The following is a 14,259-nucleotide window of genomic DNA, read 5'->3' as shown; positions in this document are numbered from 1 at the left end:
CGCGCGCCCGCCCGTCAGCCGGCGGGCGCGACCGGCTCGGCACCGACGATGCCGAGCCGGTGGGCGAGTGCCGCGGCCTCGCCGCGGCCGGAGACCTCAAGCTTGGCCAGGATGTGGGAGACGTGCACGCTCGCCGTCTTGGGCGAGATGAACAGCTCCTCGGCTATCTGCCGGTTGCTCCGGCCCGCGGCCACCAGCGTCAGCACGTCGCGCTCCCGGCGGGTCAGGCCGAACGACTCCGCGCCGCCCCCCGCCCCCGGCACGCTCTCCTCCCGCGTCAGCGGCAGCCTGGCCCGCCGGGCCAGCTGCCCGGTGCCCGCGACGAGCAGCCCCGCGCCCAGAGCCGTCGCGGCCTCGTGCGCCCGGACCAGCAGCTCCCCCGCCCGCTCCCGCTGCCCCTCCGCGAGCAGGGCCTCGGCCCACCTCTGATGCACCCGGGCCAACTCGAACGGGCGGCCGAGGCCGTCGAACATCCCGGCCACGGCAGCCCACTCCGCCGCCCCTCCCGCGCCTTCCGCCCGCCGCAACTCGGCCTCGACCAGCGCCGCGTACGCTGCCCAGACCGGGTAGTCGCGGCGCAGCCCCGCCGCGTAGTCCCGCAGCGCGGCGAGCGACTCCGCCTGCCCCGGCAGGGCCGCGGGCACCCCGCGCGCCGCCGACTCGGCCTCGGCGGCGGCGGCCACCATGGGCCAGGTGTACGAGCCCGTCCCGTTGCCGAGGCCGGTCGACACGGCCTCGGCCCACAGCCGGCGCGCGTCCAGGATGCGGCCCTGGTGGGCGGCCAGCGCGATCCGGTACTCGGCCACCGGGTGCGCGTACTGCGCCGCCGCGCCGTTGTGCAGCCGGTGCAGCCCCCGCAGGGTCGTGATCTCCGCCTCGGCCACGGCCAGGTCGCCGCGGGCCAGCGCCAGCCGGGCCAGCCGCTGCGCGGCCAGTGCCCGCGTCACCGGCATCTGCCCGCTGCGCCGCGCGCTGCGCGCGGCCTCCTCCGCCTCGTCCCACCGGCCCAGGGAGAACAGGGCGTCGGAACGGTTGCCCTGGAGCCACGCCTGGGTGTCGGGCAGCCCGTAGTGGTAGGCGAGCGCCAGGCCCTCCTCGGCCACGGCCAGGGACTCCTCGGACCGGCCCATGGATTCCAGCAGGGACTGGAGGTTGATGTGGCTGCGGGTGAAGACCCCGACCAGGTCGGAGGCCACCGCCTGCTCCGCGACGGTCCGCAGGTCGTGCAGGCCCTCCTCGCCCCGGCCGGACTCGATCAGCAGTCCGCCGCGGCTGAGCAGCGCGTTCAGCTCGGCGATCCGGTCTCCCACCGTCCTGGCCAGGACCACGGCCCGCCCCGCGACGGCGAGGCTGTCGGGCCCGGGCGCGAACACCGCGCCCCACAGCGCGGCCTCCGTCAGCACCCGCGCGTGCACGGGCGAGGCGTCGATCCCCCGCAGCAGCTCCTGGGCGGTGTCCAGCTCCTCCCGCCCGCTGCCGCGGCCGAGGTTGCGCACGAAGCGCGACTTCTCCACCCAGAACCACGCGGCCCGCAGCGGGTGGCCGAGCCCGTCGAGGGCCCGCAGGGCCCGCTTGGCCAGGGACAGACCGCGCTCGGGCACGCCCGCGTACCGCGCGGCGAGCGTCATCGCGGCCAGCATGTCGAGCAGCCCGAGCGCCTCGTCCGGGCAATCGCACAGCGGATAGGAGTCCGCGTCCTCCGCGACCCGCAGGGACTGCCGCACCTCCAGGGGCACGGCGTCCCACAACTCCAGCGCCCGCTCCAGCAGTTGCAGCTGCTCCGCGTACGCGTGCTGCCCGCGGGCGCCCGACGCGGCGCCCACCACGGCGGGCAGCGCCTTGACCGGGTCGTGCGCGTGGTACCAGAAGGTCGCGAGCCGGGCCGCCCGCCCGTCGGGCGGCACAAGCGCCGGGTCCGCCTCAAGCGCCTCGGCGTACCGCCGGCTGAGCCGGGAGCGCTCCCCCGGCAGCAGGTCGTCGTCGACGGCCTCGCGGGCCAGCGCGTGCCGGAACCGGTAGGTGCCGTCGTCCTGGGCGAGCAGGACGCTGGCCCCGACCGCGGCCCTGAGCGCGGCGATCAGGTCGTCCTCGCACAGCTCGGCCACCGCGCGCAGCAGCCCGTACTCCACCTGGGAACCGCCCCTGGCCACCAGCCGCACGACGCGCTGCGCGGTCTCCGGCAGGGCCTCGACCCGCACGAGCAGCAGGTCCCTGACCGAGTCGGTGATGCCGCCCGAACCACACTCCTCCGACATGCCGGCCAGCTCCTCGACGAAGAAGGCGTTGCCGTCCGACCGCTGGTAGACATCGTCGAGCAGGTCTTCGGGCGGCCGGCTGCCGCGGATGCCGGCGAGCTGGCTGCGCACCTCGTCGCGCGTGAAACGGGCCAGCTCGAACCGCCGCACCGTACGCAGCCGGTCCAGCTCGGCGAGGAACGGGCGCAGCGGGTGGCGCCGGTGGATGTCGTCCGAGCGGTAGGTGGCCACCAGCATCACCCGGCCGCTCTGGAGGGAGCGGAAGAGGTAGCCGAGCAGCTCCCGGGTCGAGGTGTCCGACCAGTGCAGATCCTCGATGACGAGGGCGAGTGCCCGCTCCCGCGCCAGGGCTTCGAGCAGCCGGCCCGTCAGCTCGAACAGCCGGCCGCGCACCTCGACGTCCCGTGCCGCGCCCACCGCCGCGCTCGGCTCCCCCAGCTCGGGGAGCAACCGCGCGAGCTCGCCGCCGAATCCGGCGGCGGCCCGCGTCAGCTCCTCGCCGAGCCGGCGGTACAGCGCCCGCAGAATGGTGGACACGGGTGCGAACGGCAGGCCGTCCGCGCCCACCTCGACGCACGCGCCGACGGCGGTGACCGCGCCGGCCGCCTCCGCCCGGCGCAGGAACTCCTCCACCAGGCGGGTCTTGCCCACCCCCGCCTCGCCGCCGACGAGGACCGCCTGCGGCCCTCCCGCGTCGGCCGCGGCGAGGCCCTCGTCGAGCGCGGCGCACTCGGGGGCGCGGCCGACGAACACGGGGCTGACGGTTCTGCTGTCCATGCCAGGCAGGATCGCATGCGCCACTGACAGCTCGCCCCCGTGCTCAGGCACCAGCGCCCCAGCGCGGTGCCCGCCGCCACCGGCTGCCGGCCGCCGCCGGCCGCGCCGCACGCCCCCGCCGTTCCGCCGAGCCCTCGCGGTCCGGCGGCGTGCCCGCCGCCCGCTCCGCGCGGCGGGCCTTCCGGAAGGCCCGCGCCTGGGCGAGCAGCCGTTCGCGCTCGGCCTCCGCCCGCCGCTCCGCGGCCCTCACCTCGACGCCGATCAGTTCGTGCCACATGACGCGCTCCTCGGTCCGGCCGGTCACCGGGGCCCTCCCTGTGTGCCGGACACCCCAAGGCTCTGCCGCAAGGCGGGCCCGGCACATCGGGAACGTTGCGCAATCGCGCGCCCGCAGGGGTCCTTACGGCGCCGCCCGCCGGGGCCTTAGGCACCGCGGGAACGGGCTCGCGGCGGCCGAGCACTGCGGCCCCGCGGCCCCCGGCGGCGGTGGGGAGGCCCGGCGGTGGGGAGCGCAAAGCAGGTGCGGACAGGGGCCCGTCATCACTAGCCTGACCGACTCGCGAGACGTAGGAGAGGACGGGCATGGCGCTTCCTGTGGACCTTGTCGAGGTACTGACATCCAGCGGCGTCGCGTCGAGGAGGGCCGTGCACGTCGTCGAAGTGGGCGGGTCCGCGGTGCAGAGCGCCGTGCTCGGCGAGGGGGCGACCGTGCGCTTTGCCGACGGCCCGCACGCGATGCGTGATACCGGGCTCTACGGTCTCGCCTCACCCGGGCTGGTGATCGATGGGCGCGTCCGGGGTGCCACTCAGCTGGGGTGGGACGACGTGGACGCGTGGCGCGAGCTGGGCTACCAGCGGCCGCCCGATGCGTCGATGAACGACGCCGAAGCCGCCGCGCTGGGCGAATGGCTGCTCCGGGACGAGCGACCCGGCAGCCTGCTCTACGCGGGGATCGGCACGGGACTTGGCGGTGCGCTGGTCGTCGACGGCGAGGTGGTGCCGTCGTTCGATCTGAGCCACCGCACCGGCTTCGGTGACGGCGTCTGCCATGGCTGCCGCCGCAGGGGATGTCTGAACGCCCAGGTTGGAGGGGAGTACCTGCCGCGCAGGCTCCGGCCGGAGGACCGGCGGCGCGTGGTGGGGCTGCTCGCGACCGCCATCGACGGCGCCGGGCTCCCGCCGGGCACAACCGTCGTTCTCGCCGGCGGCCTGGTACGGCGCACCCATCCGGACCTCGTCCCGGCCTTGCGGAGCCTTCTGCGGGGTGCCTTTCCTGTGGAAGGCTCAGCGGCGCCGGAAGCGGCGAAATCCGCCGCGTACGCCGGTGTGTTCCACCGGCTCGCCCAAGCGGAGAAGGACGGCGCCCCGGGGCCCGGGGAGGGACGGAGCCGCTGATACGCCGCACAGGTCGGTGCTGGTCGCGGGCATCCGGGAGAGGTGGGGCGGAACGGGCCGGCTGCCGCAGGCCCTTCCCCCGGCGGTCGGACCTCCGCTTCGGGAGCGGTCGAAGGGCTCGTCGGCCGCGCTCGGCCTTGTCGCGGCCGGACCGGGTGCGTGGCACCGGCGGCGCGGTGGCGTCTTGGCACGGCGATGCCCCCGGCCCGGTCCTGACGGACCGGGCCGGGGGCATCGGGGCGGCTGCGCCTACTCCGTGACGCCCAGGCGCTCCAGGATGAGCTGCCGGGCCCGCGCCGCGTCGGCCTGGCCCCTGGTCGCCTTCATGACGGCGCCGACGAGGGCGCCGGCCGCCGCGACCTTGCCGCCGCGCACCTTGTCGGCGATGGCCGGGTTGCCCGCGATGGCCTCGTCCACGGCCTGGCCGAGCGCGCCCTCGTCGGAGACGATCCGCAGGCCGCGCCGCTCGACGACCTCGTCGGGGCCGCCCTCGCCGGCCAGCACGCCCTCGATCGTCTGGCGGGCCAGCTTGTCGTTGAGCGCGCCCTCCGCGACCAGGGCGGCGACGCGCGCGACCTGCTCGGGGGTGATGGGCAGGGCGGCCAGCTCCGTGCCCTGCTCGTTCGCCCTGCGGGCCAGCTCGCCCAGCCACCACTTGCGGGCCGCGGCGGCGTCCGCGCCGGCCTCGGTCGTCGCGACGATGAGGTCGATGGCGCCCGCGTTCAACGCGGACTGCATCTCGTGCGCGGAGACGCCCCAGGCCGCGCGCAGCCTGGCGCGGCGGGCCAGCGGCAGTTCGGGCAGCCCGGCCCGCAGCTCCTCGACCCAGGACCGCTCGGGCGCCACCGGCACCAGGTCGGGCTCGGGGAAGTACCGGTAGTCCTCGGCCTCCTCCTTGACGCGCCCCGAGGTGGTGGTGCCGTTGTCCTCGTGGAAGTGCCGGGTCTCCTGGACGATCACGCCGCCGCCGTCGAGCACGGCGGCGTGCCGCTGGACCTCGAACCGGACGGCGCGTTCGACGCTGCGCAGCGAGTTGACGTTCTTCGTCTCGCTGCGCGTCCCGAACGCCTCACGGCCGTGCGGGCGCAGCGACAGGTTGACGTCGCAGCGCAGCTGCCCCATCTCCATGCGCGCCTCGGAGACGCCGAGTGTCCGGATCAGCTCGCGCAGCTCGGCCACGTAGGCGCGGGCCACCTCGGGCGCCCGCTCCCCCGCCCCCGTGATCGGCTTGGTGACGATCTCGATGAGGGGGATGCCCGCCCGGTTGTAGTCGAGCAGGGAGTGCGAGGCGCCGTGGATGCGGCCGGTCGCGCCGCCGATGTGGGTGGACTTGCCGGTGTCCTCCTCCATGTGGGCGCGTTCGATGCCCACCCGGAAGATCTCGCCGTCGGCCAGTTCGACGTCGAGGTACCCGTTGAACGCGATGGGCTCGTCGTACTGGGAGGTCTGGAAGTTCTTCGGCATGTCCGGATAGAAGTAGTTCTTCCGGGCGAAGCGGCACCACTCCGCGATCTCGCAGTTGAGGGCGAGACCGATGCGGACGGCGGACTCCACGCCCACCGCGTTGACGACGGGCAGCGCGCCGGGCAGCCCGAGGCAGGTCGGGCAGGTCTGCGTGTTCGGCTCCGCGCCGAGTGTGGTGGCGCAGCCGCAGAACATCTTGGTCTTGGTGCCGAGTTCGACGTGGACCTCAAGGCCCATGACGGGGTCGTAGGACGTGAGCGCGTCCTCGTACGACACCAGTTCGGTGACGGTCACAGGGGTACTACCTCTCGGATGCTCGTGCCGCTCAGTCGGGGAGGATGCCGGAGCCGTCCTCGTTCAGGCGGCGCAGCTCCCTGGCCAGCAGCGCGACGCTGGTGATGATCGAGGCGGCGGAGACGACGGCGTCCGCCAGCTGGAGCGAGTCGCCCTCCCGCCTGGCGTCCTTGAGCCGCTTGACGACGCTCACCGTGCCGAACAGGGTCGTGCCCAGCGAGATGTACATGCCGGCCTTGGACTTCGGCTTCTTGCTCATAGCGCGGGTGCCTCCTCAAGGATCGGGTGTCCCCAGCGTGCCTGGAACGCGGACTCCACCGCGGCTCCGACGCGGTACAGCCGGTCGTCGGCCAGGGCGGGCGCGATGATCTGGAGTCCGACCGGAAGACCGTCCTCGGGAGCCAGGCCGCAGGGCAGGGACAGGGCGGCGTTGCCCGCGAGGTTGACCGGAATCGTGCACAGGTCGGCGCGGTACATCGCCATCGGGTCGTCGGCCCGTTCCCCGATGGGGAACGCGGTGGTGGGGGTCGTCGGCGCCACGACCACGTCGACCTGCGCGAACGCCCGCTCGAAGTCGCGGGTGACGAGCGTGCGGGCCTTCTGGGCGCTGCCGTAGTAGGCGTCGTAGTAGCCGGAGGACAGGGCGTAGGTGCCGAGCATGATCCGGCGCTTGACCTCGGCCCCGAAGCCGGCCTCGCGGGTGAGCGAGGTGACCTCCTCGGCCGACCTGGTGCCGTCGTCGCCGATGCGCAGGCCGTAGCGCATCGCGTCGAACCTGGCGAGGTTCGACGAGCACTCGGAGGGCGCGATGAGGTAGTAGGCCGCCAGGGCCGACTCGAACGAGGGGCAGGACAGCTCGACGACCTCGGCCCCGAGCTCGCGCAGCAGGCCGACGGCCTCCTCGAACCGCTGGAGCACGCCGGCCTGGTAGCCCTCGCCGCCGAACTCGCGCACCACGCCCACCCTGAGGCCGTCGACCGAGCCGTTGCGGGCCGCCTCGACGACCGCGGGCACCGGGGCGTCGATGGACGTGGAGTCCAGCGGGTCGTGCCCCGCGATGACCTCGTGCAGCAGGGCCGCGTCGAGGATGGTGCGCGCGCACGGGCCGCCCTGGTCGAGGGAGGACGAGAAGGCCACCATGCCGTAGCGCGAGACGCCGCCGTAGGTCGGCTTGACCCCGACGGTGCCGGTGACGGCCGCGGGCTGCCGGATGGAGCCGCCGGTGTCGGTGCCGATGGCGAGCGGCGCCTGGTAGGAGGCGAGGGCCGCGGCCGAACCGCCGCCGGAGCCACCGGGGATGCGGGTCAGGTCCCAGGGGTTGCCCGTGGGCCCGAACGCGCTGTTCTCGGTGGACGACCCCATGGCGAACTCGTCCATGTTGGTCTTGCCGAGAATCACGACGCCCGCTTCCTTGAGCCGGCGGGTCACCGTCGCGTCGTACGGCGGGATCCAGCCCTCCAGGATGCGGGAGCCCACGGTGGTGGGCACGCCCTCGGTGGTGAAGATGTCCTTGAGGGCGAGCGGGACGCCGGCCAGCGGCCCGAGGCGTTCACCCCGCGCCCGCTTCTCGTCCACGGCGCGCGCCTGGGCGAGCGCCCCCTCGCGGTCGACGTGCAGGAACGCGTGCACCTTCTCGTCGACGGCCTCGATGCGCGCGAGGTGCGCCTCGGTGACCTCGACGGCGCTGACGGTGCCGTCCGCGATGCGCTCGGCGAGACCGGCCGCGGTGGAACGGGTCAGATCAGCCATGTCGTTCACTCCTCCCCCAGGATCTGCGGCACCTTGAAACGCTGCTGCTCCTGGGCGGGCGCACCGGACAGCGCCTGCCGCGCGGTCAGTCCTGGCCTGACCTCGTCGGGGCGCATGACGTTGGTGAGCGGCAGCGGGTGGGAGGTCGGTGGTACGTCCTCGGTGGCGACATCGGCGACGCGGGCGACCGCGCCGATGATGTCGTCGAGCTGTCCGGCGAAGTGGTCGAGCTCCTCGTCCGTCAGCTCCAGACGCGCCAGCCGGGCGAGGTGGGCGACCTCCTCGCGCGTGATGCCGGGCATGTGGCGATCCTCTTGTTGCTCGTCGCGGGCTGAGTTCACGGCCAATCCTATGGCGCACGGGCCCGCGCCCGCGCCCGCGTTCCCCGAGGGGCTGACCCGGCCCCACGGCGCCCGGGCGCCGGGCACCGTGGGGCCGGGTCAGCGCACGGGCTCGGCGTCCGCCGGGTCGGGCACGGGCGGAAGCGCCGGGCGGGAAGGGGCGGGCTCGGCGGTACCGGGGGGTTCGGCGGGCGCGGTGTCGCGGGCCCGCAGCCAGGCCGTGGCCTCGGCGGGCGGCATGGCGGCGGCCACCAGCCAGCCCTGGACGGCGTCGCAGCCCAGGGCCCGCAGGCGTTCCCAGGTCTCGTCGTCCTCGACGCCCTCGGCCACGACGACCAGCCCGAGGGAGTGGGCGAGTTCGACGGTGCACCGGACGATCTCCGCGTCCTCGCTGTCGACGACCAGGCGCGCGACGAACGAGCGGTCGATCTTCAGCTCGCTCACCGGCAGGCTGCGCAGGTGCACCAGCGAGGAGTAGCCGGTGCCGAAGTCGTCCAGCGACATCCGCACCCCGTGCCCGGTGAGGCCGGCGAGCGTGTCGGCCGCCTGCTGGGGGTCCTCAAGCATGGCGTGCTCGGTGATCTCCAACTGGAGCGAACCGGCCGGAACCCCGTGCCGGGCCAGGCGGGCGGCGACGGCGCCGGCGAAGCCGGGCGTGTGCACGTCGCGGGGCGAGACGTTCACCGCGACGGGAACGGTGAGGCCGGCCGCGCGCCAGCGCGCGACCTGGCCGAGCGCGGACTCCAGCACGTATTCGGTGAGCCGGGGCATCAGCCCGGAGCTCTCGGCGATCGCGATGAACTCGTCCGGCGGGACCCGGCCGCGGTCCCTGTGGTGCCAGCGCAGGAGCGCCTCAAGGCCGGCGACGACGCCGTCGAAACGGACCTTCGGCTGGTAGTGCAGCTCGATCTCGCCGGTGTCCAGGGCCCGGCGCAGGTCGCCGAGCAGCGCGAGCCGGTCCGGCGTGTTGACGTCGCGGCTCGCGTCGTAGACCTCGACGCCGCTGCGGTCGCGTTTGGCCGCGTACATGGCCACGTCGGCGCGGCGCAGCAGCCCCTCGCCCTCGGGGGCGTGGTCGGGGTAGACGGCGACACCGACGCTGGCCTCGACGACCAGGGTGAGGCCGTCCAGTTCGAGGGGGGCGCTGAGGGAGCCGATGATGGTACGGGCGACGCGCTGGGCGCTGGTCCCCGACGCGACGCGCGGGAGGAGGACGGCGAACTCGTCGCCGCCCAGGCGGGCGGCCTCTGCGTCCTCGGGCAGCCTGCGCTGTATGCGGTCGGCGATCTGGAGCAGGAGCTGGTCGCCCGTGAGGTGGCCGAGTGTGTCGTTGACGGAACGGAAGCTGTCGAGGTCGATCAGCAGCAACGCGGTGCGTTCGCCGGTGGCCGCCGCCGCGTCGAGCGCGGTCTGGGTGCGGGCGAGCAGCCACTGCCGGTTGGGCAGGCCCGTCAGGGGGTCGAGAAGCTGCTCCTCGTCGCGGACCGTGGCCATCCAGAAGGAGGAGTCGAGGGCGATCAGCGGCACCGCGAACAGCGGCAGCATCAGCGGTTGCCCGACCGCCACCACCACGATGAGCGGCGCCGTGCACAGCAGCGCGACCGCCACGAGCCCCTGCCGGGGGAGCGCGCCGGACGCGAGGGCGGCCGGGCCGTCGGTCGGGTCGGTGCCCAGCCACAGCAGACCGCGCGAGACCACCAGGTAGGCGATGGCCCCGAGCAGCAGCTGCGGCAGGGTCGACGGCTGCCAGTCGGCCGGGTGCCACGGCTCCTCGACACTGGGCCTGGCACCCCAGGCGGCGAGCACGAGACCGGCGGCACCGACGCCGAGCATGTCCATCGCGCCGTGCAGCAACGCGTCCGTCCACCGCTTCCTGCGCACCGCGCCGACCAGGGTGACGACGGCGAGGCAGACGAGCCCGGCCGGGACCCAGCCGTAGAGCAGCAGCATGGCCAGCGCGAGCGCTGCGCCGGCGCCCGAGCCGCCCCACCAGCGGTCGCGGCCCACGGCGACGAGGTAGGCCACGGTCAGTCCGGTGAGGACGGCGAAGCCCCAGCCGGGCCGGCCGCCGGGGAAGAGGGCGCGCCCCTCGGCCAGGACCTCGGCGACACCGATGGCGAACGCGACGCCGGCGCAGGAGAGGACGACGGGTTTGAGGTACGGGGAGAGCCAGGCGGGTCCCCGGTGCGAGGGCGGCGTTCCCCGGGGGGCTGACTGCATGGCGGATCCCTCTCACGGCCGGTGTCGCCCGCGCCCGAGCGGGCGCACCACCCCACCCTAGGCCGCCGGATGGTGGCGCGGGCAGGGAACCGGCGCGTATCCTGACGCGCCCTCATGTGCGCGTAGTCCAGGGACATATGCCGGACGCACGGCGTCGAATCCGGGCCGCCCGACGCCTCGTGCTCCGCCCCCCGCCGCCCGCTGCTCCCTAGTCCCCGTCCTCCGCCTTCGCCTCCGCCCCGGGTGCCTCCTCCCCTGACGGCTTTTCCCCGGCGTTCTTCTTCTCGGCCTTCTTCGCGGTCCTCTTCGCGGTCTTCTTCCCCGCCTTCTTCTCCCCGGGCGCCTCTCCCTCGGCCGCCTCGCCTCCGGACGCGGAGGCGCCGCCCGAGCTTCCGGCCGCCGCGTCGTCCGCCGCGCCCTCGCTCCCCCGGTCGTCCCCGGCCTCGTCGGAAACGGGGAGGGCCGCGGCCCGCGCCGCCTCGGGCCCCTCCGCCAGGAGCACCGCGAAGCCGGCCTCGTCCAGGACCGGCACCTTCAACTGCACCGCCTTGTCGTACTTCGAGCCCGGGCTGTCGCCGACGATCACGAAGTCGGTCTTCTTCGAGACCGCCCCCGTCACCTTCGCCCCCCGGCTCTGCAACGCTTCCTTCGCGCCGTCCCGGGTGTGGCTCGTCAGCGTGCCGGTGACGACCGCGGTGACCCCGGCCAGGGGGCGCGGCCCCGCTTCCCCCTCGCCCTCCTCGGTGAGCCTGACCCCGGCGGCGCGCCACCGTTCGACGATGTCCCGGTGCCAGTCCACGGCGAACCAGTCCTTCAACGAGGCGGCGATCGTCGGGCCGACCCCCTCGGTGGCGGCCAACTCCTCCTCGCTCGCCTCCGCGATCCGGTCGAGCGAGCGGAACTCGCGCGCCAGCGCCTGCGCCGCCACCGGGCCCACGTGCCGGATCGACAGGCCGGTGATGATCCGCGCCAGCGGCCGGTGCCTGGCCTCGCGGATGCTCTCCAGCATGGCCAGCGTGTTCTTCTTGGGCTCGCCCTGCTGGTTGGCGAAGAACGTGACGACCTTCGGCTCGCCGGTCTCAGGATCGCGCTTGGGCAGTCCTGTGTCCTGATCGAGCACGTAGGACCTGATGGGCAGCAGCTCCTCGACGGTCAACTCGAAGATGCGCCCCTCGTCGACCAGCGGCGGGCGGGCCGGCTCAAGCGGCTGGGTGAGGGCCGTCGCGGCGACGTAGCCGAAGTGGTCCACGTCCAGGCACCTGCGCCCGGCCAGGTAGTAGATGCGCTCCCGCAGCTGGGCGGGGCAGGATCTGGCGTTGGGGCAGCGGAGGTCGATGTCGCCCTCCTTCATCGGCATGAGCGCCGTTCCGCACTCGGGGCACTCCGCCGGCATGACGAACTCGCGCTCGCTGCCGTCCCTGAGGTCCGCCACGGGGCCGAGGATCTCCGGGATCACGTCCCCCGCCTTGCGCAGCGCGACGGTGTCCCCGATCAGCACGCCCTTGGCCTTGACCACCTGCTGGTTGTGCAGGGTGGCGAACTCCACCTCCGAGCCCGCCACCGTGACCGGCTCCACCACCGCGTAGGGCGTGACCCGGCCGGTGCGGCCGACGCCGACGCGGATGTCCACCAGCTTGGTGTTGACCTCCTCGGGCGGGTACTTCCAGGCCAGCGCCCAGCGCGGGGCCCGCGACGTGCTGCCGAGGCGGCCCTGGAGCGGGACCTCGTCCACCTTCACCACGACGCCGTCGATCTCGTGCTCCACCGCGTGCCGGTGCTCGCCGTAGTACGCGATGAACTCGCGGACGCCGTCGACCGAGGTCACGACCCTGGCGGCCCGCGCGGTGGGCAGGCCCCAGCCCTTCAGCAGGTCGTACGCCTGCGAGAGCCGGTCGAGGACGAGTCCCTCGCAGGCGCCGATGCCGTGCACCACCATCTGCAACGGGCGGCTCGCGGTGACCTTCGGGTCCTTCTGCCGCAGCGAGCCGGCCGCCGCGTTGCGCGGGTTGGCGAACGGCTTGTCGCCCGCCTCGACCAGCCGCGCGTTCAGCTCGACGAAGCGCTCCATCGGGAAGAACACCTCCCCGCGGATCTCCACGAGCGCCGGGACGTCGTCACCGGCCAGGCGCAGCGGCACCTCGTCGATGGTGCGGACGTTGGGCGTGATGTCCTCGCCGGTGCGCCCGTCGCCCCGGGTGGCCGCGCGGGTCAGGCGCCCGTGCTCGTAGGTGAGGTTGACCGCGAGGCCGTCCACCTTGAGCTCGCACAGGAAGTGGTAGTCGATCCCGCGCAGTTCCTCCGCGATCCGGTCGGCCCACGCGTCGAGGTCCTCGTCGGCGAACGCGTTGTCCAGGGACAGCATCCGCTCGCGGTGGGGCACGGAGGTGAACTCCGTCTCGTAGGAGCCCGCGACGCGCTGGGTGGGCGAGTCGGCGGTACGCAGCTCGGGGTGCTCCTCCTCAAGGCCGGCCAGCTCCCGCAGCAGCTCGTCGAACGCGGCGTCGCTGATCACCGGCGTCTTCACGTAGTACCGGAACCGGTGCTCCTCGACCTGCTCGGCCAGCCGGGCGTGCCGCTCCCGTGCCTCCGCGGGCACTGCCGATTGCTGTTCGACGCCGCGTTCGCCAGCCACTGTCTCGTCTCCCGTCACTCAGGGTTGTCCGCGAGGGATGTCGCCGCCCGGACGCAATGGGTGAGCGCGGCCCGGGCGTAGCCGGGGGACGCGCCCGCGAGACCGCAGGCCGGGGTGACCGTCACCACCTCCGGAAGGAGCGCGGGAGACAGGCCCAACCTGCGCCAGAGCGACCTGACCCCACCGACAGTACCGGCCGGGTCCGACAATTCCTCCGCGTGCGTGCCCCGCCCGGGAACGACCCCGGCGAACAGGGCCGTACCGCCCTCGGCGGCCTCGCCCACGGCCTCGTCGTCACGTTCGGTGAGCAAGGAGAAGTCGAACGAGACACCCGTCGCGCCGGCGCGGCGCAGCAGCCCGAACGGCACGCCCGGCGCGCAGCAGTGGACGACCACGGGCGTGTCCCCGAACGCCGCGACCACCTCGCGCAGCGCCTCCTCGGCCACGGCGGGGTCGACGGCCCGGTGCGCGCGGTACCCGCTCGCCGTCGGGACCCGGCCGGCGAGCACGGCGGGCAGCGAGGGCTCGTCGAGCTGGAGGACGACGCGGGCGCCGGGGACCCGCCGCCGCACGTCGTCGAGGTGCCCGGCAAGCCCTTCGGCCAGTGAGGCCGCCAGGTCCCCGCGGGCCCCGGTGTCCCCGAGCATGGCCTCGCCGTTGCGGCGTTCGAGCGCGGCGGCGAGCGTCCAGGGCCCGACGGCCGACACCTTCAGCGGGCCCTCGAAGCCCTGGGTGAACTCCTCGACGGCGTCGAGGTCCTCGCGCAGCCAGGCGCGGGCACGCCGCGTGTCGCGGCCCGGCCGGTCGCTGATCCGCCAGCCGCTCGGCTCGACATGCGCGTACAGCTCGGCCAGCAGGCCCGTGGTGCGGCCGATCATGTCGGCGCCCGGGCCGCGGGCCGGCAGCTCGGGGAGGAAGGGCAGCGACTCCAGCGTGCCGGTGACGATCCGGGCGGCCTCCCGCGCGTCCTCGCCCGGCAGGGAGCCGGTCCCGGTCGCGGCGGCCGGGCCCCAGGGGAACTTCGTCGTGTCAGTCACGGGGACAACGTAGGTCACCCGCTCCCGGCGGCCAGCGGCAGGCGGCCCGTCGTGACGGCCGCCGGGGGCGGCGGGGGCCGCCGTCACGACGGGCG

At 74.5% G+C, this 14,259-nt stretch carries 10 protein-coding genes; 1 reads left to right on the top strand and 9 read right to left on the bottom strand.

The features are described from left to right. Positions 1-14: 14 nt before the first annotated feature. Together LC193_RS23440 and LC193_RS23435 are read right to left on the bottom strand one after the other, a co-directional pair. Complete coding sequence (locus LC193_RS23440; RefSeq protein WP_226077217.1) at positions 15-3,032, bottom strand: helix-turn-helix transcriptional regulator; 3,018 nt, start codon at positions 3,030-3,032, stop codon at positions 15-17. 43 nt (positions 3,033-3,075) lie between these two features. Beyond that, entirely contained in the window at positions 3,076-3,336 is a 261-nt protein-coding gene (locus LC193_RS23435; protein ID WP_226077215.1) for a hypothetical protein, read from the bottom strand. Between the two features lie 278 nt (positions 3,337-3,614). On the opposite strand from LC193_RS23435, the gene LC193_RS23430 reads away from it, so the two are divergent. Beyond that, positions 3,615-4,427, top strand: a complete 813-nt coding sequence (locus tag LC193_RS23430) for an ROK family protein (protein WP_226077213.1) — start codon at positions 3,615-3,617, stop codon at positions 4,425-4,427. A 249-nt stretch (positions 4,428-4,676) separates the two neighbouring features. On the opposite strand, the gene gatB is transcribed toward LC193_RS23430, so the two are convergent. The 7 genes from gatB to LC193_RS23395 all read right to left on the bottom strand — a co-directional run bounded on the left by gatB (position 4,677) and on the right by LC193_RS23395 (position 14,164). Further along, on the bottom strand, positions 4,677-6,185 hold the full coding sequence (gene gatB, locus LC193_RS23425) for an Asp-tRNA(Asn)/Glu-tRNA(Gln) amidotransferase subunit GatB (RefSeq protein ID WP_226077211.1): 1,509 nt from the start codon (positions 6,183-6,185) through the stop codon (positions 4,677-4,679). 31 nt (positions 6,186-6,216) lie between these two features. Next, a complete protein-coding gene (locus LC193_RS23420; RefSeq protein ID WP_086157831.1) occupies positions 6,217-6,444 on the bottom strand; it encodes a hypothetical protein in 228 nt (75 codons plus the stop codon). After that, positions 6,441-7,934, bottom strand: a complete 1,494-nt coding sequence (gene gatA / locus LC193_RS23415) for an Asp-tRNA(Asn)/Glu-tRNA(Gln) amidotransferase subunit GatA (protein ID WP_226077208.1) — start codon at positions 7,932-7,934, stop codon at positions 6,441-6,443. Before gatA ends, LC193_RS23420 begins: the two co-directional genes overlap by 4 nt. A gap of 5 nt (positions 7,935-7,939) precedes the next feature. After that, positions 7,940-8,236: an Asp-tRNA(Asn)/Glu-tRNA(Gln) amidotransferase subunit GatC gene (gene gatC / locus LC193_RS23410; protein ID WP_077063190.1), complete on the bottom strand. Its 297-nt coding sequence runs from the start codon at positions 8,234-8,236 to the stop codon at positions 7,940-7,942. Between the two features lie 138 nt (positions 8,237-8,374). Continuing rightward, the gene (locus tag LC193_RS23405) at positions 8,375-10,495 is read right to left on the bottom strand and encodes a putative bifunctional diguanylate cyclase/phosphodiesterase (protein WP_226077207.1); all 2,121 of its coding nucleotides are present in this window, start codon (positions 10,493-10,495) and stop codon (positions 8,375-8,377) included. Between the two features lie 208 nt (positions 10,496-10,703). Next, positions 10,704-13,127: an NAD-dependent DNA ligase LigA gene (ligA, locus tag LC193_RS23400; RefSeq protein WP_226077205.1), complete on the bottom strand. Its 2,424-nt coding sequence runs from the start codon at positions 13,125-13,127 to the stop codon at positions 10,704-10,706. Positions 13,128-13,141: 14 nt separating this feature from the next. Beyond that, positions 13,142-14,164: a methionine synthase gene (locus LC193_RS23395; protein ID WP_226077203.1), complete on the bottom strand. Its 1,023-nt coding sequence runs from the start codon at positions 14,162-14,164 to the stop codon at positions 13,142-13,144. Positions 14,165-14,259 lie beyond the last annotated feature (95 nt).

Origin of the sequence: Streptomyces marincola (genome assembly GCF_020410765.1) — a bacterium.
In the GTDB taxonomy this organism is placed as follows: Bacteria; Actinomycetota; Actinomycetes; order Streptomycetales; family Streptomycetaceae; genus Streptomyces; species Streptomyces marincola.
This window is presented reverse-complemented; position numbering and strand designations above follow the sequence as displayed.

Bases quoted from the DNA above. Each gene is read 5' to 3' on its own strand.
- LC193_RS23430 (WP_226077213.1), top strand. From the start codon at position 3,615: ATGGCGCTTCCTGTGGACCTTGTCGAGGTACTGACATCCAGCGGCGTC.
- gatC (WP_077063190.1), bottom strand. From the start codon at position 8,236: ATGCCCGGCATCACGCGCGAGGAGGTCGCCCACCTCGCCCGGCTGGCG.
- LC193_RS23405 (WP_226077207.1), bottom strand. From the start codon at position 10,495: ATGCAGTCAGCCCCCCGGGGAACGCCGCCCTCGCACCGGGGACCCGCC.
- LC193_RS23420 (WP_086157831.1), bottom strand. From the start codon at position 6,444: ATGAGCAAGAAGCCGAAGTCCAAGGCCGGCATGTACATCTCGCTGGGC.
- gatA (WP_226077208.1), bottom strand. From the start codon at position 7,934: ATGGCTGATCTGACCCGTTCCACCGCGGCCGGTCTCGCCGAGCGCATC.
- LC193_RS23440 (WP_226077217.1), bottom strand. From the start codon at position 3,032: ATGGACAGCAGAACCGTCAGCCCCGTGTTCGTCGGCCGCGCCCCCGAG.